Here is a 16944-nt window from a genome sequence, read left to right as displayed (position 1 = left end):
CTTCGTGTAGTTGGCGACAAACTAGGGCAGGTAGTCAACCAAGGGGGCGGCGAGGCCGACGTAGCTTGCAGGGGTCAGTGCCAGAAGCCGGGTCTTGGCTGCGGTGCCGATGTCGAGCGCCGAGACGAATGCTGCCAGGTCGGCGCTCGTGATGCGCTTGCCGCGGGTCAGCTCCTTGAGAAGCGCGTACGGGTCTTCGATGGCTGAACGCCCGGCCGAGACCTCGGCGCGAATCACGGTCTGAATGGCCTCGCCCAGAATCTCCCAGTTGGAGTCGAGGTCGCTCGCCAGCAGCGCCCGGTCAATGTCGATCTCGCCGAGGCCGCGCAGAATGTTGTCGAGGGCGAGCAGCGAATGCCCGAAACCGACACCGATGTTGCGCTGGGTGGTGGAGTCGGTGAGGTCGCGCTGCAGCCTGCTGGTGACGAGGGTGGCCGCGAGCGAGTCCAGGATGGCGCAAGACAATTCGAGGTTCGCTTCGGCATTTTCGAAGCGAATCGGGTTGATCTTGTGCGGCATCGTGGACGAGCCGGTGGCGCCGACCTGCGGAATCTGGCGGAAATAGCCGATGGAGATATAGGTCCAGATGTCGGTGGCTAGGTTGTGCAGAATGCGGTTTGCGTGCGAGGCGCGAGAGTACAGCTCAGCCTGCCAGTCGTGCGATTCAATCTGCGTGGTGAGGGGGTTCCAACCCAAGCCGAGGCCCTCGACGAACGCGCGCGAGACGGCCGGCCAGTCCACGGAGGGGTCTGCGGCCACGTGGGCGGCGAAGGTACCGGTGGCGCCACTGAACTTGCCCAGGTATTCGCCGGCCTCGATCTGCCGCACGATGCGTTCGAGGCGGTAGACGAACACGGCGAGTTCTTTACCCATGGTGGTCGGCGTCGCGGGCTGCCCGTGCGTGCGGGCCAGCATTGCATCCGCTCGGAATTCGAGCGCATTGCTGCGCAGGGCCTCGATGACCAGGCGAAGTTTGGGCAGCCAGACGGTCTGCACGGCATCCCGCACGGTGAGGGCATAAGAGAGGTTGTTGATGTCTTCGCTGGTGGCCGCGAAGTGGGTGAGCTCACTGATGTGTTCGAGTCCCAGTGTGCCGAGGCGCCGGCGAACGAGGTATTCGACGGCCTTCACGTCGTGGCGGGTGGTGGCCTCCAGCTCGGCCAGTTCGTCGATTTCGGGCTGACCGAAGTCGGTCACCAGCGTGCGCAGGGCGAGTTTCTGCTCGTCACTCAGGGGCGCGGAACCAAACAGGCTGCGGTCGGTGAGGGTGATCAGCCACTCCACCTCCACGCGCACTCGAGCACGGTTGAGACCGGCCTCGGACAGGAACTCGCCCAGATCAGAAACGGCGGCTCGGTAGCGGCCATCAAGCGGGCTCAGAACCTGTACGGGTAGGTGACTCATCGGACTCCCTGTCGAATTGCGGGTGCAAGTTGTTTCACAAGTGCGTGACTTGCCCTCTCAATCATGCCTAATACGGCGTCAAACAACGCATCGTCGGAATAGTAGGGGTCCGGTACGTCGAACAGGGCGGCCTGCTCGGCGTCAAAGCTCAGCAGCAGGCGTACCTTGGCACGATCGCGATCCTCAAGGGCCCAGTTGCGCAGAATGCGCTCCTGGCTGCGGTCGAGCACGACGACGAGGTCGTGCTCGGCGAACCATTGCGGGTCAAACTGGCGGGCCCGATGATGGCTGCCGTCGTAGCCACGTTTGGCCAGCGCCGTGATCGTGCGACCGTCGGCTTGCTCGCCAACATGCCAGTCCCCGGTGCCGGCCGAGCTGCTCGCGATGAGACGTCCGAGTCCGAGTTTGGTGACGAGGTCGCGCAGCACGACTTCGGCCATGGGCGACCGACAGATATTTCCGGTGCAGACGAAAATGATCCGAAAGGGCGTCGACTCGTCGGGGGTGAGTGACGCGAAGGGCATGTCTTCCATTCTGGAGCAGTTTCGCCTTCTCCACACGCTCAGTATTCGGTGTCTGTGCACAGATTGCGCGACGGGCTGCCGGATGCGTCGCGGATTCTGCGACGATCGTCGTGACCTGGAGGTGTCATGGACGCAGTGGGGCGGATGTCGGGTGGGCCATATAGTCCTGAGCACCTGGCGATGATGCATTCCCAGCGCGATCTTCTGCTCGGCCTGCGTGCCGAGATCGAGGGCAAACGTCGCCAGCTGCTCGCCCTGGACCCGAGCGAATTCTGGAGTTCCAAATCTCAGCGGGCCTATTCGGGCTGCGTCGTAGACATCGTGCAACACATCGATGTTGTGCTGCACTACCTGCATGAGGCGCTGGCGAGCGTGCGAAAACAGATCTACGTCGAGGAGGAGCTGTGTCCGGCGTGAGGGACGGCCTCGCTGACGGCGACCTGACCGTCTCGGTCGGAGGTACGACCATCGTTGCCACCGATGAAGTGTTGGCCCAGGCACAGTTCCTGAACGTTCTGCGAGATGATCTGGCCGATTGGGTAGGTCGCGCGCATCGGATCCGCTATTTGGACCCGTACTGGCCGGCGAACTGGCTGGGCCAGGATCCCTGGCCGGATCTGCTCCAGGTGGCTAGTCGACTGAAATACCTTCACGAATACTGCGGTGCTATCGCAGACAATCTCGTTGCAGCGGCCAGAAGTTACGGCTACGTTGAACGTGTCGCCCAGGAGGCTGCATTGATGGGTGCCGCAGATCTCGCGTATGGCTTGGGCCGGCTTCTTCGAGGTGGCCTTTTTGCCCTTGCAGGCACGCCGCTCGGTGTCTCCATGGCCGGTGTTGCCAGCGTCGGGCACATACGGCTTCATGGAAGCCTAGGTTCGCCATCCCGATCGCAGGTCGCCCGCAATGGTACGGACGAGCTCGACCCCCGGCTACTCACGAACCCGAACGTGGTAGCCCTCGTACGAGTTGCGGCCTCGTCGCTCGACGACGTAACCGCGGGCCTGGCCGGTACACCGCGTTCTGTTGGTCGGGTTTTCGGTGACGAAGGTCTGGGTGTGATCGGCATCTCAAGCACAGCGCTCGGCGTTTTGGCCGTAGCGCGCAACGAAGGCTTGTTCCGGGAAAGTCCGGTGAGCGTTGCTGCAGTGGGAACTCCAACCCGACCGACGCCACCGACTGGTGTCCGCGACCTTGCTGCGCGAATCCCGAAGACCGCCGCGGGGAAGCCGCAGGTGCTCATTGAGAATTATGGCGACGCCGAGCATCCGTCGTGGGCGGTCTACATCAGTGGAACCGTTGAATGGGATGCCGTCGCAAAAAAGGAGCCCTGGGATCTCACCGCAAACATCACCGCGATGGCCGGGCAGAATGCAGGTTCGTTCGAGGCCGTGATTAGCGCCATGAAGGCGGCCGGAATCGCACCGTCCGATCCGGTTGTCCTTGCCGGGCATTCCCAGGGCGGCCTGGTCGCCACTCAGGTGGCTGCCTATAGCTGGTTCGACGTGCAGGCGGTGGCCACCTTTGGGGCGCCCGAATCCAAGGTGCCCGTGCCGGCGGGTGTCGCAACACTCACCGTGGAGCACACAAATGACGTGGTGACCGCGATGGGCGGAGACAGCCTGGTCGACTCCGACGACCGCGTGACCGTGCGCCGTGAGGCCTTTGCCTCCGAACTCCTACCCGCTGGGGATGCACTGCCGGCTCACAACCTCGCCACCTACCGCGAGACAGCGCGGCTCATTGATGCCTCCCCTGAAGAGAACCTGCAGGGCTTTCGCGACACCGTGACCGACATTCTCGGGAGCGCGCCCGGCGAGGCGGTCTTGTGGCGCGGCATCCGCGTGCCGGAAGGGCCAGCGCCGCAGTAGTGTCTCCTGGCCCGCTCAGTCGCGCGCGGTGACCGGGCGCAGAATGAGCCCGAGCAGCCACGAGATGATGCCGAGTACCAGGGCACCCAGTACGCCCCACCAGAAGCTGTCAACGACGAGACCGAAGCCCAGGAAGCCGGAAAGCCAACCCACGAGCAGCAGGAGCAGACCGTTGACGATCAGCGCGAACAGTCCGAGCGTCAATATGTAGAGCGGAAATGCAACGACGCGCAGCACCCCGCCGACAACGGTGTTCACGAATCCAAAGATGAGCGCTATCAGAAGATAGGTGAGCACGCGGGCGCCGGCATCCGGCGCATACGGCGTGACGTGCACCCCCGCCACGAGCAGGGCGGTGAACCACAGGGCTACCGCGTTGACGATCAGTTGGATCAGGAATCTGGCCATGCCCCTACTATCTCACCGGCTCGCGCGAAGTAGGCCGTGGCGGCCGAAAGTCAGGCGAACATTCATTCTCAACCGCGAATATATCCGGGCGTAGACTCACCGAGTGAGCCTCTCAGACCGCCCCTCAGTCCGACTGCGCCCGGAGATCATTGCCCTCCCGGCCTATAAGCAGGGCAAACCGGCCGACGCCAGTGCCTTCAAACTCTCCAGCAATGAGAACCCGTTCGACCCGTTGCCCGGGGTAATCGCGGCGGTCACGGCCGAAACGGCCTACAACCGCTACCCGGATGCCTCGGCTCTGGTTCTGCGCGAACGCCTCGCCGCCAAGTACAGCCTCGGCGTCGACCAGGTGCACGTCGGCGCCGGCTCGGTGGCCCTGCTGGCCCAGCTCATTCTCGCTGCCGCCGGGCCCGGCGATGAGGTGCTCTACTCCTGGCGGTCATTTGAGGCCTACCCGTCCCTCGTGACCGTCACCGGTGCTACCAGCGTGTGCGTGCCCAATCGCACCGATCACGGTCACGATCTGCCCGAAATGGCCGCCGCGATCAGCGACAACACCCGGGTCGTCATCGTCTGCTCACCGAACAATCCCACCGGAACGATCGTCACCACGGACGAATTCGAGGCCTTCATGGCCGTCGTCCCGACCGACCTGCTGGTCATTCTCGATGAGGCATATATCGAATTTGTCACCCAAGCGGATGCTGTGGCGGGCCCGCCGCTGCTCGCCCGCTACCCCAATCTGGTCGTCCTGCGCACCTTATCCAAGGCCTACGGCCTCGCCGGGCTGCGGGTCGGCTATGCGCTCGGCCCGGTGGACATTCTGAACGCCGCCCGATCGACCGCGATTCCACTGTCGGTGACCGCGCAGGCCGCAGCCGGCGCGATCGCCTCACTCAAAGCCGAGAAAGAACTGCTCGAGCGGGTTCGCGTCATCACCGCGCGTCGTGATGCGACCTGGCAGGCGCTGACCCGCCAGGGCTGGAACATCCCTGCGCCCCACGGGAACTTTCTGTGGCTGCCGACCGGCGCTGAAACGACCGCTGTGGCCGAGGCGCTCAGTGAGGCCGGCCTGGTCGTGCGCCCATTCGCGCCCGAAGGTATTCGGGTCTCGATCGGTGAGGAGCAGGCTGTGTCGACACTCCTATTAAAGAGCGCGGATCTTGTCGACGCTCTTCCTGCCGATCACCCAGCTCGGAAGATAGGTTAGTACGGTGTCAGCCACCCGAAACGACGCGACTGCGCCACGCATTGCAGCGCGCACCCCGGCAGCAACTGCTCCCTTCGGCCTCGACGGGGCCGAGACTTGCGTGCGGATGATCTCTCCGAACGGCGCGTTCGAACCGAACGCCGCTGCCGAGGAGTTTCTTCCCTTCCTCGACCGACTCACCGAGGCCGACCACCGAAGGTTTTATCGCGACATGGTCGTGGTGCGTAAGTTCGATACCGAGGCGGCCAACCTGCAGCGTCAGGGTCAGCTGGCCCTGTGGGTTCCAAGCCACGGCCAGGAAGCCGCCCAGGTCGGGTCCGCCTACGCCACGCGCCCCCAGGACCACGTATTCCCCTCCTACCGGGAGCACGTTGTCGGCATGATCCGCGGCCTCGACGTTGTGGACATCCTGCGCATGCTACGCGGAGTCACCCTCGGCGGCTGGGTGCCCGAAGAGCACGGAAACTTTCACCTCTATACCCTCGTTCTCGCCTCACAGACCTTGCACTCCACCGGCTATGCCATGGGAATGCAGCTCGACGGGTCGACCGCGACCGGCAACCCGGAGACCGACCAGGCCGTCATCGTCTATTACGGCGACGGCGCCTCGTCTCAGGGCGACGCCAACGAGGCGCTCGTCTTCGCGGCGAGCTACCAGACCCCGCAGGTGTTCTTTCTGCAGAACAACCATTGGGCCATCTCGGTGCCCGTCGCACGTCAGTCGCGCACACCGCTCTACCTGCGCGCCGGCGGCTTCGGCATGCCGGGCACCCAGATCGACGGCAACGATGTGCTCGCGAGCTTTGCTGTCACGGCGAAGTCGATGGATGACGCCCGCGCCGGCCAGGGCCCGTCCCTGATCGAGGCACTCACCTACCGGGTCGGCGCACACACCACCGCCGACGACCCCACCAAGTACCGCGACCCAGAGGAGCTTGCCTACTGGGTGGCCCGCGACCCGATCGTGCGCTTTCGCAGCTATCTGCAGGGCCGGGGCATCGAGCAGGAATTCCTCGACGCCGTCGACGAAGAAGCCGCCGACTTCGCCGCCGATGCCCGTCGTCGCGCTCTGGAAATCACCGGCCCGGAGCAATCGGTGATCTTCGACAACGTCTACGCCGAACCGCATCCGCTCGTGGCTGAGCAAAAAGCCTGGCTGGAACGCTACGAAGCGTCTTTTGACGAGGGTAAGAACTGATGACTGTTGCGACCGACACGAGCGTGGCATCCGCTTCGCTGCCTATGACGAAGGCTCTCAATGCCGGGCTGCGCAAAGCCATGCAGGGTGACTCGAAAGTGCTTCTGATGGGCGAGGACATCGGCCCGCTCGGCGGCGTTTTTCGAGTCACGGAGGGCCTCATCGCCGAATTCGGCGACAAGCGGGTTCTTGATACGCCGCTGGCCGAGTCCGGCATTATTGGCACGGCCATCGGCTTGGCCATGCGCGGGTTTCGTCCGGTGTGCGAGATCCAGTTCGACGGATTCGTTTTTCCCGGCTTCGACCAGATCACCAGCCAGCTGGCCCGCATGCGCAATCGCCATGAGGGCGGTCTCATCATGCCGGTCGTCATTCGTATTCCGTACGGTGGGCACATCGGCTCGATCGAGCACCACCAGGAGAGCCCGGAAGCGTACTTCGCGCACACCCCCGGTCTGCGAGTGGTCAGTCCGTCCAACCCGCACGACGCCTACTGGATGATGCAGGAAGCAATCAAGAGTGACGACCCGGTGATCTTCTTCGAGCCGAAGAGCCGCTACTGGCCCAAGGGCGAGGTACGTTTCGGCGAGAGCGGAACCCCGCTGCACGCCAGTCGCGTGGTGCGGGCCGGTCTCGACGTGACCGTCGTCGGCCACGGCGCCATGGTCAGCGTGCTGCTGCAGGCCGCCGAACTCGCCGCCACCGAGGGCATCAGCCTCGAGGTGATCGACCTGCGCTCGATCTCGCCGATCGACTACGGTCCGATCCTCGGCTCGGTTCAGAAGACCGGCCGCCTCGTGGTTAGCCAGGAAGCCCCCGGCTTCGTCAGCGTCGGCAGCGAGATCGCCGCCACGGTCGCCGAGCGCGCGTTCTACACGCTCGAAGCACCCGTGCTGCGGGTGTCCGGCTTCGACACCCCCTTTCCGCCGGCCGCCGTCGAGACGCACTTTCTGCCGAGCCCCGACCGGGTGCTCGAAGCCGTCGACCGTGCTCTGGCTTACTAATGAACGTCAGGAAAGGCCTCTTATGAGCGTTTCTAAATTCACCCTCCCCGATGTCGGCGAAGGCCTGACCGAGGCCGAAATCGTCGAGTGGAAGGTCGCTCCGGGCGACACCGTGACGATCAACCAGGTGCTGGTCGAGATCGAAACGGCCAAATCCCTGGTCGAGCTGCCGTCTCCGTTCGTGGGCGTCGTCGGTGAAATTCTCGTCGCGGCGGGTACGACCGTCGACGTGGGTACGTTGATCATCACTATTAATTCAGGCAGCGACGCGACGACAGCGGATGCCGCCGCATCCGCTGCGCAGACAGCCAACACGACCACGCTGGTCGCCACTGCGCTGGTTGAGGACACCAGCAGCAGCATCAGCGACGAGGCACCCGAACCCGTACTCGTCGGCCGCGGTGCCGCCGCCACGATGCCGACACGGCGTCGCCGGCACACCGGTGCGAACGTTGCCCACGAGACGCTCGCGCCCGAGCCAGCGGTGCGCGTTCGGGCCGAGCCGCTGGAGCCGACTCGTCGGTCGGCATCCGCTGGACCGGTCATGGCCAAGCCGCCGATTCGTAAGCTCGCCAAGGATCTCGGCGTCGACCTCTCTCTGGTCGAAGCGACCGGTCCGGTCGGCGACGTGACTCGCGAAGACGTGCTGCGTGGGGCGACCCAGGCCAGCGTGTTCCGCAACATTCAAACGCCCCAGTGGCCGATCGATCGCGACGAACATATTCCGGTGAAGGGCGTGCGTAAGGCCATCGCGCAGGCCATGGTGAAGAGTGCGTTCACCGCGCCGCACGTGAGCCTGTTCGTCGATGTGGATGCCACGCGCACTATGGAGTTCGTCAAGAGGCTCAAGGCCTCCACCGACTTTGCCGGCATTCGCGTGTCACCCCTGCTGATCATGGCCAAAGCCATGATCTGGGCGGTGCGCCGGAACCCCACGGTGAACTCCACGTTCACGGATGAGGAGATCATTGTGCGCCACTATGTGAACCTTGGCATCGCCGCGGCGACACCGCGCGGGCTGATCGTGCCCAACATCAAGGAAGCGCAGGACATGAGCCTGCTCGAACTCGCTGCAGCGCTCGAGAAGCTCACGATGACCGCACGCGACGGCAAGACCAGCCCGGCGGAGATGAGCAACGGCACGATCACGATCACCAATATCGGCGTGTTCGGCATGGACACCGGAACCCCCATTCTGAACTCTCCTGAGGCTGGAATCGTGGCCCTCGGAACGATCAAGCAGAAGCCGTGGGTCGTCGATGGTGAGGTGCGCGCCCGTTTCGTCACGACGATCGGTGCGAGCTTTGACCATCGCGTCGTCGATGGTGATGTCGCCAGCCGTTTTCTCGCCGACGTCGCGAGCATCATCGAGGAACCGGCACTGCTGCTCGAGTAGCCGCTTCCCAACGGCGTGCTAATGGTTTTGACAATCATTATCAACAGAGCTATTCTTGGAGGATGAACAAGAGATATTTCGCCGTTCCCGCACTCCTCGCGTCAGGCGCCCTTGCCCTCTCGGGGTGTTCGGCCGGCACGACCGCGAGTGCCGACAGCAGTGCCGCTGATCTCACGGTCGTCGCCACGACCACCCAGGTCGCCGACTTCACCCGGAACGTCATCGGAGATGCCAGCGGAGTCGATCTCACCCAGCTGATCCAGCCCAATCAGAGCGCGCACAGCTACGACCCGTCGGCAGCCGACCTGACCGCGCTCGGTGCCGCCGATGTGCTCGTCATCAACGGTGTCGGACTTGAAGAATGGCTCGACGACGCCATTGCCGCCTCCGGCTTTGACGGCGTCACGATCGACGCCGATACGGGTATCACCATCTCGGAGATTGGCGCCGGAGAGGACCACGGTGACGACGAAGCGGATGTCCACACCGACGAAGCGGATGCGCACGCCCACGACGGCGGCGACCCGCACATCTGGACGAACGTTCAGAACGCCGAGACCATCGTGCGGACGATCACCGACGGCCTCGTATCCGCCGACCAGGGCAACGCCAGCACCTTCGAGGCCAATGCGACCGCGTACACGGCCCAGCTCACTGACCTTGATGAGTGGATCCGCACCAACGTCGACACCGTACCGGAGAGCGAGCGCCTGCTCGTGAGCAACCACGACGCCCTCGGGTACTTCACCGCGGCGTACCACATCGACTACGTCGGCTCGGTGATTCCGAGCTTCGACGACAACGCCGAGCCGAGTGCCGCCGAGATCGATTCCCTGATCGCTGCGATCAAGGCCACCGGTGTCACGGCCGTTTTCTCTGAGGCATCACTCAGCCCCAAAACCGCCGAGACGATCGCGATCGAAGCCGGTGTCACCGTCTACTCCGGTGACGATGCCCTGTACGTCGATTCGCTCGGGCCGACCGGCAGCGCCGGGGACACCTACCTCAAGTCGCAGCTGCACAATGCAACGCTCATGCTCGAATCGTGGGGCGTCACACCCTCTGCACTGCCCGCCGACCTGCAATAGTTAACCCGTGATCGAGAACACTTCTCAAGTAACCCCCCCAGCGGACGCTGCCGCCGCTCTTCGAGTGGCGGCGGCGTCCTTTGCCTACGGTGCCGAGCCCGCACTCACGGGGATCGATTTCGCCGTGTCGCCCGGCCAGGCCGTTGCCCTGATCGGCCCCAACGGTTCAGGCAAGTCCACCCTGCTCAAGGGTATTCTCGGGCTCATCACCCGCACCTCCGGCACCGTTGAGGTACTCGGACGGTGGCCGGCGCCGGCTGGATACATCGGCTATGTACCACAGACCGACCAGCTTGACCCGCACTTTCCGGTCTCACTCGAACAGGTCGTCATGATGGGCCGCTACCGCGCACTCGGCTGGTGGCGCATGCCGGGCCAGAACGATCGCCGGGCCGTGACCGAGGCGCTGGAAACCGTGGGCCTGGGCAACCGCGCCAAGACACGCTTCGGTGAACTGTCGGGCGGGCAGCAGCAACGCGGTCTGCTCGCGCGCGCCGTGGCATCCGCCCCGCGCTTGTTGTTGCTGGACGAGCCGTTCAACGGTCTCGACCAGGTGAACCGGGACGCCCTCATTGAGACCGTGAAACGCCTCAAACAGCAGGGTGTGGCGGTGCTCGTGTCCACTCACGACCTCGACCTCGCTCGGGCCGTGTGTGAGAGTGTTCTGCTGCTCAACGGCGCCCAGGTGGCCTTCGGCCCGCGCGATACGGTGCTGACCCTGGCCAACGTGCAACGGGCGTTCGGTTCGGTGGGTGTGGAAATGGATGAGCACACCATCGTGGTTCCCGGCCACGGAGGTCACTGAGTGGATTTCTTCACGCCTTTGATCGAAGCCTTCGAGCTGCCATTCATGGCCAGGGCGCTGCTCGTACTCGTGGTGCTCAGCCTCGTGGCCGGGCTCGTTGGGGTACTCGTGAACCTGCGTGGGCTCGAATTCATCAGTGACGGGCTCACCCACGCGGTCTTTCCCGGCGTGGCTATCGGATTTGTCTGGGGTGGGCGCGACGGTCTGTTCGTGGGAGCAATGATCGCGGCCCTCGTTGCCGCCGTCGTGCTCACGGTGATCGTCAGACGCGCTGTCACGTCGGATGCCGCGATCGCCATCGTCTTCACGGCCATGTTCAGCGTGGGAATCATCGTTGTTTCACGGGAAACAAACTATGTCGGCCAGCTCGACGCCCTGCTGTTTGGCCGTTTGCTCACCGTCAGCCCGGCCGAGGTCAACCAGACCGTCGTGGTGTGCCTACTTGCCCTGATCCTCGTGGGATTCACGCTCAAGGAGCAGGTGTTTCGCGCCTTCGACCTGGAGGGCACCGCGGCGGCCGGCTATCGGCCGCTCCGGCTCGATATTCTGCTCAACGTGGCCATTGCCCTCGTCGTGGTGGCGGCCAGCAGCGCTGTGGGCAACCTGCTCGTGCTCGCCGTGCTGATCGTGCCGGGTGCTGTCGCCCGTCTGGTGACCAATCGCCTGTGGCTGCTCTTTCCGGTGGCCGCGGGTTTTGCGATCCTGGCCGCCTGGGTGGGGCTCGCGCTCGGCTACGAAGCCTCGGTGAACGGCGGAGTCGACTTACCGAGCGGAGCCACCGTCGTGCTCGTGCTGGTCGCCGGCTACGTGCTGGCCCTGGTTGTTCGGATCGCCCTCGACCGGATCCGCGGCCCGCGTCGGGCTTTGGCTGAGCGGGCGGCACGCTGATGGGCTACTTCGAACAGGCCCTCCTGGCCGCGCTGCTGATCGGGGCCCTCAGCGGCCTCGTCGGTACCCTCGTCGTGCTGCGACAGCGCACGTTTTTCGCCCAGGCCCTCACCCACGCGACTTTCCCCGGAGCGGTCGGCGCGGCCATCCTGGGCGTGAGCATCCCGCTGGGTGCGGCGGTGGCGAGCGTGTTCATCGTGGGAATCATGACCATGATCGGAAGAGTCAAACGTCAGGGAAACCAGGTCGCCTCCGGCATTCTGCTCACCGCCGGATTCGCGCTCGGCGTCCTACTCCAGGGTCTCAACCCATCCCTGCCGGTGAAGGTTGACTCGTATCTGGTCGGTTCCATACTCACGGTGACGACAAACGACGTGACTCTCGTGGCCATCGTGCTGGCGTTAGCCGTGTTGGCCATCGTTTTTCTGGGCAAACAGATCATGTTCTCGACCTTCGACGTGATCGGGTTTCGGGCGGCAGGCTTCAGGGAATGGCCGATCGAATTGCTGACCCTCGTGCTCATCACGGCCACGGTCGTCACCGCGATGCCGGCGGTCGGCGCCATTCTGGCCATCGCTCTGATCGCGGCCCCCGCCGCGGCAGCCCGGCTCGTCTCACGCACGACCACCCAGATGTTCGTCATCGCGCCCGTACTCGGCGCGGTGTCCGGGGTCGTTGGCGTGCTGCTCTCCCGCTCACTCGACGTGGCGGCCGGCCCGACCATCGCCCTGACCGCGGCCGCCCTGTTCCTGCTCGCACTGGTTCTTCGACGGCTGGTCGCTGCCGTTGGCGCGCCCCACCAAGCGGATGCACGCCGACCCACGAGAACATCGCTACGGTTGAAAGCATGAAGCGAAACACCTGGCAGCGTGAGGCCGTGCGGGGCGCCCTTGACGCAAACGACGGCTTCATCAGCGCCCAGGCGCTGCACTCCGCCCTGCACGCCACCGGATCGCCCATCGGCCTGGCCACGGTCTACCGCGCGCTCGCTGACCTCGCCGTCGAGGGTGACGCCGACTCCCTGCAGTCGCCGGAGGGCGAGAGCCTGTACCGCGCCTGCAGTACCAACCTGCACCACCACCACCTGATCTGCCGCAACTGTGGTCTCACCGTCGAAATCGAAGCGGATGCCGTCGAGCGGTGGGCCAAGGACGTCGCAGGGCAGAACGGATTCACCCAGGCCGCCCACGTCGTTGACGTGTTCGGGCTGTGCGCCACCTGCACCGCCAAAGCCGCCTAAACCGTGTCGCGAGAGCGGGAAAATTGTCACTTCGGGCTAGCTGAAGCAGCAAATTCTCCGCTCTCGCGGGGGGATGAATTTGCGGGTCGCGCTGCGATCTAGTAGCGTAGATAGCTGATACGCCTGTGTGCGTACACTGCGGGCGATTCTCCCCCGGCCTTGAGTTAGCTCTGGGCTGATGTGGTTCTGCCCGTCGACAAGGGATCTTGGGAAGGGCATTCGCTCTTCGGTAATGGAGGTAACTATGGCATCTGTATGCCAGGTGACCGGAGCTGTTCCCGGCTTCGGACACAACATTTCGCACTCGCACCGGCGCACCAAGCGTCGTTTCGACCCGAACGTTCAGAAGAAGACGTACTACGTGCCGTCGCTTCGTCGCAAGGTCACACTGACCTTGTCCGCAAAGGGCATCAAGGTTATTGATGCTCGTGGTATCGAGAGTGTCGTCAAGGACGTTCTCGCCCGTGGGGTGAAGATCTAATGGCTAAGGCTCATGACGTACGTCCGATCATCAAGCTTCGTTCCACGGCTGGAACCGGTTACACCTATGTAACCAAGAAGAACCGCCGTAACGACCCCGACCGTCTGGTGCTCAAGAAGTACGACCCGGTCATCCGTAAGCACGTTGACTTCCGTGAGGAGCGCTAAAAATGGCGAAGAAGAGCATGATTGCCAAGAACAACCAGCGCAAGGTCATCGTCGAGCGTTACGCCGTCAAGCGCCTTGAGCTCAAGAAGGCCCTGGTTGACCCTGCTGGCACCGACGAGTCGCGTGAAGCCGCTCGCAAGGGCCTGCAGAAGCTGCCGCGCAACGCGAGCCCGGTGCGCCTGCGCAACCGTGACGCCGTTGACGGTCGTCCCCGTGGCCACCTCTCCAAGTTCGGCATCTCGCGCGTTCGTTTTCGCGATATGGCGCACCGCGGCGAGCTGCCCGGCATCACCAAGTCCAGCTGGTAACTCCTTCTGGCAGCCGCTGAAGCTCGTCTTCAGCGGCTTGTGAATCATCCAAACGGGATGTCGGCTTCGGTCGACATCCCGTTTTGTTTAACCCGCTCTTTGGCCTGTTCCGTCCCCGGCGGTTTCGCGGAGAGCGAAAATCAGGTGCCCCAGAGGGGAAAACCACCCCGAAATGGTCTAAAAACGCCGTAAATCCGGGGATTTTGGCGGATCAATGCTAGATTTCAACTCGGTCGAACCGACCAGCGGGGTTTCTCTTCGAGGAGCATCCGTATTACGAATATCGCTGTTTATACAGACGAAGGTCCGAGGAGGACACTCAATGGCTGACAAGTCGCTGAACAAGACCGAGCTCGTTGCCAAGGTTGCCGCTGACTCCGGACAGAGCCAGGCCGCCGTTGACGGCGTTCTGAACGCATTCTTTGCAACCCTGGCCGAGACCGTTGCCGCTGATGGCAAGGTCACCATCCCGGGATGGTTGGGCGTCGAGCGCACCGCCACTGCAGCCCGCACCGGCCGCAACCCGCAGACCGGCGAAGAAATCGCCATCGCGGCCGGCCACCGCGTCAAGCTGACCGCCGGAAGCAAGCTCAAGGCTGCCGCCAAGTAGCTTTTGCTGTGAAAGAGGGGCGTCGACTACGGTCGGTGCCCCTTTTGCCGTCCCCGGGCATCCGTTGGGCAGCGAGACGGGTGGGTGCGCCGTCGAGACGTGAGTCCGAGCGCCGTTCAATCGGGCTAAAACTCACGGCGCGGCGGGAGTTCGAGACCGCCAGTAGCTGCCAGCGCGACGGATGCCCAGGGCTGGGCGAATAAGCTGGGCAGGTGCCCCGTCTCGTCCGCGTTCTCGGACCGGCAGCCCTGCTGCTGGTCGCTGTGTTGTCCACCCTTGTTGCCCTGGCCTATGGCGGTGGCGCCTCGGCCCAGCTCCTGGCCGACCCGGGACCAGTGGTGCGCTGGGGACTCCCGATCGCCAAGCTTGTGGTCAACCTCGCCGCGGCCGGAACGATCGGTGCCCTCGTGCTCACGCTGTTCGCGCTCAGCCCCAAGGAACGCGAGTTCGGCACTGCCCTGGACTTTGCCGCGGCTTGCGCTGCAGTGTTCGCCGTCGTATCCGCTGTCACGGGCTTCCTGACCTTTCTGCAGGTCACCAACGTGCCCTTCGGCATCAGCGACCAGTTCAGCGCCACGGTCGGCCAATTCTTCAGCCAGATCGAACTGGGTCAGGCCTGGCTCGCGACCACCCTGATCGCCGCCGGCGTCACCGTATTGTGCTTCGCCGTGCGAAACCAGACCGCGTTGGTCTTCGTGACCGTGCTGGCCCTGACCTCCCTGCTGCCCATGGCCCAGCAGGGCCACTCGGCGGGCGCTGCCGGGCACAACGCCGCCATCACGGCCCTCGGCCTGCACCTGGTCTTCGCGGCGATCTGGCTGGGCGGACTCCTCACCATCATCGTTCTGCGCACCCAGCTGGACGGCGAACGCATCCGCCAGGTGATCGGGCGGTATTCCTCGCTCGCGCTGATCTCCTTCATCGTCGTGGCGGCGTCGGGCTATGTCAGTGCCGAACTGCGCATCGGCAGCTGGGACAACCTGTTCAGCCCCTACGGCATTCTCGTGCTGGTCAAGGTCACCGCCCTCATCGCCCTCGGTGGCTTTGGCATTCTGCAACGCCAATTTTTCATCAAGCGGATGCAGCGCTCGGGACCGGCGCGCAGCCGCTGGTTCTGGTGGCTGGTCGTGACCGAGCTCGGTTTCATGGGCCTCGCCTCCGGGGTCGCGGCAGCGCTCGCCCGCACGGCGACCCCGGTCGCCCAGGTGGTCGCGACCGAGATTCCCCAGTCCACACCGGCGCAGATTCTGACCGGTGAGCTGCTGCCTCCCGAGCTGACCTTTTCACGCTATTTCACCGAGTGGAACTTCGACCTCGCCTGGATTCTTTTTTGCGCCTTCGGCATCTTCTTCTACCTCGCCGGCGTCTGGCGACTGCATCGTCGCGGTGATTCCTGGCCGATCTACCGCAGCGTGCTGTGGATTCTGGGCATGCTCACCCTGTTCTACATCACCAACGGTGGAGTGAATGTGTACGAGAAGTACCTCTTCTCCACTCACATGCTGGTGCACATGGTGCTCACCATGCTCGTGCCGTTGATGCTCGTGCCTGGCGCGCCGGTGACGCTCGCCGCGCGAGCGATTGCTAAACGGCAAGACGGCAGCCGCGGGGCGCGCGAGTGGATCCTCACCGCTGTGCACTCGCGCTTTGCCGGCATCGTCGCCAACCCGATAGTCGCGGCCGTGCTGTTCGGTGTCTCACTGTGGGTGTTCTACTACACCTCGATCTTCAGCTGGGCTACAACCGACCACATCGGCCACCTGTGGATGATCGTGCACTTTCTCATTACCGGCTACCTGTTCGTGCAGTCCCTGATCGGCATCGACCCGGTGCCGTACCGACTGCCGTACGCCTTCCGCCTGCTGCTGCTGCTCGTGACCATGGCCTTCCACGCGTTCTTCGGCCTCGCCCTGATGAGCGGCACCGGACTGCTCCTGGCCGACTGGTACGGCGCGATGGGACGAACCTGGGGCCTGTCAGCCATCGCCGATCAGCAGATGGGCGGCGGCGTCGCCTGGGGAATCGGCGAACTGCCCACGTTCGTGCTCGCCGTCGTCGTGGCGATCATGTGGAGCCGTGACGACACCAAGGTCACCAGGCGGCTGGACCGCAAGGCAGACCGCAATGAGGACGCCGAGCTGATCGCCTACAACGCGAACCTGGCCCGTATCGCCCAGCGCGACGAGCAGACCCCGAGCAGCTAGCCGGGCCTAGTTGTACTGCCCAGGGACGTTGGTTAAGCGGCTGATGGGTGGGTGGTTTCCGATGGCGGTGTGGGGCCTGTGGTGATTGTATTCGTGGATCCAGGCGGGCAGGGCGTTTCGGCGGGCAGATTCTGAATT

Annotated in this window: 20 protein-coding genes; 16 read left to right on the top strand and 4 right to left on the bottom strand. The window is 64.2% G+C overall.

Going from position 1 to position 16944, the window contains the following annotated elements:
- Positions 1 to 21: 21 nt before the first annotated feature.
- Both purB and CJ028_RS07970 read right to left on the bottom strand, forming a co-directional pair.
- Positions 22 to 1404 (bottom strand): adenylosuccinate lyase, encoded by a 1383-nt coding sequence (purB, locus tag CJ028_RS07975; RefSeq protein ID WP_105034732.1) that lies wholly within the window; start codon positions 1402 to 1404, stop codon positions 22 to 24.
- Positions 1401 to 1928, bottom strand: coding sequence for a low molecular weight protein-tyrosine-phosphatase (locus CJ028_RS07970; RefSeq protein WP_105034866.1), 528 nt, complete (start codon positions 1926 to 1928; stop codon positions 1401 to 1403). Before CJ028_RS07970 ends, purB begins: the two co-directional genes overlap by 4 nt.
- Before the next feature lie 180 nt (positions 1929 to 2108).
- On the opposite strand from CJ028_RS07970, the gene CJ028_RS07965 reads away from it, so the two are divergent.
- Both CJ028_RS07965 and CJ028_RS07960 read left to right on the top strand, forming a co-directional pair.
- Positions 2109 to 2345 carry a hypothetical protein gene (locus CJ028_RS07965; protein WP_105034731.1) on the top strand — a complete coding sequence of 79 codons (237 nt, stop codon included), beginning with the start codon at positions 2109 to 2111 and terminating at the stop codon, positions 2343 to 2345.
- Positions 2333 to 3799, top strand: coding sequence for a hypothetical protein (locus CJ028_RS07960; protein ID WP_105034730.1), 1467 nt, complete (start codon positions 2333 to 2335; stop codon positions 3797 to 3799). The genes CJ028_RS07965 and CJ028_RS07960 overlap by 13 nt, the downstream gene beginning before the upstream one ends.
- Before the next feature lie 15 nt (positions 3800 to 3814).
- Here the strand turns inward: CJ028_RS07960 and CJ028_RS07955 are convergent, their stop codons facing one another.
- Complete coding sequence (locus tag CJ028_RS07955) at positions 3815 to 4207, bottom strand: phage holin family protein (protein ID WP_105034729.1); 393 nt, start codon at positions 4205 to 4207, stop codon at positions 3815 to 3817.
- A 103-nt stretch (positions 4208 to 4310) separates the two neighbouring features.
- Here CJ028_RS07955 and CJ028_RS07950 point away from each other — a divergent pair, with 103 nt between their 5' ends.
- From CJ028_RS07950 to CJ028_RS07885, 14 genes are all read left to right on the top strand, one after another.
- Positions 4311 to 5417 carry a histidinol-phosphate transaminase gene (locus CJ028_RS07950; protein ID WP_105034728.1) on the top strand — a complete coding sequence of 369 codons (1107 nt, stop codon included), beginning with the start codon at positions 4311 to 4313 and terminating at the stop codon, positions 5415 to 5417.
- 106 nt (positions 5418 to 5523) lie between these two features.
- Positions 5524 to 6615, top strand: coding sequence for a thiamine pyrophosphate-dependent enzyme (locus tag CJ028_RS07945; RefSeq protein WP_105034865.1), 1092 nt, complete (start codon positions 5524 to 5526; stop codon positions 6613 to 6615).
- On the top strand, positions 6615 to 7619 hold the full coding sequence (locus tag CJ028_RS07940) for an alpha-ketoacid dehydrogenase subunit beta (RefSeq protein WP_105034727.1): 1005 nt from the start codon (positions 6615 to 6617) through the stop codon (positions 7617 to 7619). The genes CJ028_RS07945 and CJ028_RS07940 overlap by 1 nt, the downstream gene beginning before the upstream one ends.
- A 22-nt stretch (positions 7620 to 7641) precedes the next feature.
- Positions 7642 to 9015: a dihydrolipoamide acetyltransferase family protein gene (locus tag CJ028_RS07935; RefSeq protein ID WP_105034726.1), complete on the top strand. Its 1374-nt coding sequence runs from the start codon at positions 7642 to 7644 to the stop codon at positions 9013 to 9015.
- 62 nt (positions 9016 to 9077) lie between these two features.
- On the top strand, positions 9078 to 10103 hold the full coding sequence (locus CJ028_RS07930) for a metal ABC transporter substrate-binding protein (RefSeq protein WP_105034725.1): 1026 nt from the start codon (positions 9078 to 9080) through the stop codon (positions 10101 to 10103).
- Positions 10104 to 10110: 7 nt separating this feature from the next.
- The gene (locus CJ028_RS07925) at positions 10111 to 10908 is read left to right on the top strand and encodes a metal ABC transporter ATP-binding protein (protein ID WP_240607152.1); all 798 of its coding nucleotides are present in this window, start codon (positions 10111 to 10113) and stop codon (positions 10906 to 10908) included.
- Complete coding sequence (locus CJ028_RS07920) at positions 10909 to 11796, top strand: metal ABC transporter permease (RefSeq protein ID WP_240607151.1); 888 nt, start codon at positions 10909 to 10911, stop codon at positions 11794 to 11796.
- Positions 11796 to 12647 carry a metal ABC transporter permease gene (locus CJ028_RS07915; RefSeq protein ID WP_105034723.1) on the top strand — a complete coding sequence of 284 codons (852 nt, stop codon included), beginning with the start codon at positions 11796 to 11798 and terminating at the stop codon, positions 12645 to 12647. Before CJ028_RS07920 ends, CJ028_RS07915 begins: the two co-directional genes overlap by 1 nt.
- Positions 12644 to 13036 carry a Fur family transcriptional regulator gene (locus CJ028_RS07910; RefSeq protein WP_105034722.1) on the top strand — a complete coding sequence of 131 codons (393 nt, stop codon included), beginning with the start codon at positions 12644 to 12646 and terminating at the stop codon, positions 13034 to 13036. The genes CJ028_RS07915 and CJ028_RS07910 overlap by 4 nt, the downstream gene beginning before the upstream one ends.
- A gap of 244 nt (positions 13037 to 13280) precedes the next feature.
- Complete coding sequence (gene rpmB, locus CJ028_RS07905; RefSeq protein ID WP_035835252.1) at positions 13281 to 13517, top strand: 50S ribosomal protein L28; 237 nt, start codon at positions 13281 to 13283, stop codon at positions 13515 to 13517.
- A complete protein-coding gene (gene rpmG, locus CJ028_RS07900; protein ID WP_035880539.1) occupies positions 13517 to 13684 on the top strand; it encodes a 50S ribosomal protein L33 in 168 nt (55 codons plus the stop codon). The genes rpmB and rpmG overlap by 1 nt, the downstream gene beginning before the upstream one ends.
- A gap of 2 nt (positions 13685 to 13686) precedes the next feature.
- Complete coding sequence (gene rpsN, locus CJ028_RS07895; RefSeq protein ID WP_092110538.1) at positions 13687 to 13992, top strand: 30S ribosomal protein S14; 306 nt, start codon at positions 13687 to 13689, stop codon at positions 13990 to 13992.
- Positions 13993 to 14314: 322 nt separating this feature from the next.
- The gene (locus CJ028_RS07890) at positions 14315 to 14602 is read left to right on the top strand and encodes an HU family DNA-binding protein (protein ID WP_035835256.1); all 288 of its coding nucleotides are present in this window, start codon (positions 14315 to 14317) and stop codon (positions 14600 to 14602) included.
- A gap of 212 nt (positions 14603 to 14814) precedes the next feature.
- A complete protein-coding gene (locus CJ028_RS07885) occupies positions 14815 to 16806 on the top strand; it encodes a bifunctional copper resistance protein CopD/cytochrome c oxidase assembly protein (protein WP_105034721.1) in 1992 nt (663 codons plus the stop codon).
- Positions 16807 to 16812: 6 nt separating this feature from the next.
- Here the strand turns inward: CJ028_RS07885 and CJ028_RS07880 are convergent.
- Positions 16813 to 16944 (bottom strand): integrase core domain-containing protein (locus tag CJ028_RS07880; protein ID WP_148666437.1); only part of this gene is annotated, 132 nt, incomplete at its 5' end.

Origin of the sequence: Cryobacterium aureum (assembly GCF_002954245.1) — a bacterium.
GTDB lineage: Bacteria > Actinomycetota > Actinomycetes > Actinomycetales > Microbacteriaceae > Cryobacterium > Cryobacterium aureum.
Note: the sequence above shows the minus strand (reverse complement) of the source record. Positions and strands in the feature narration are given on the sequence as shown.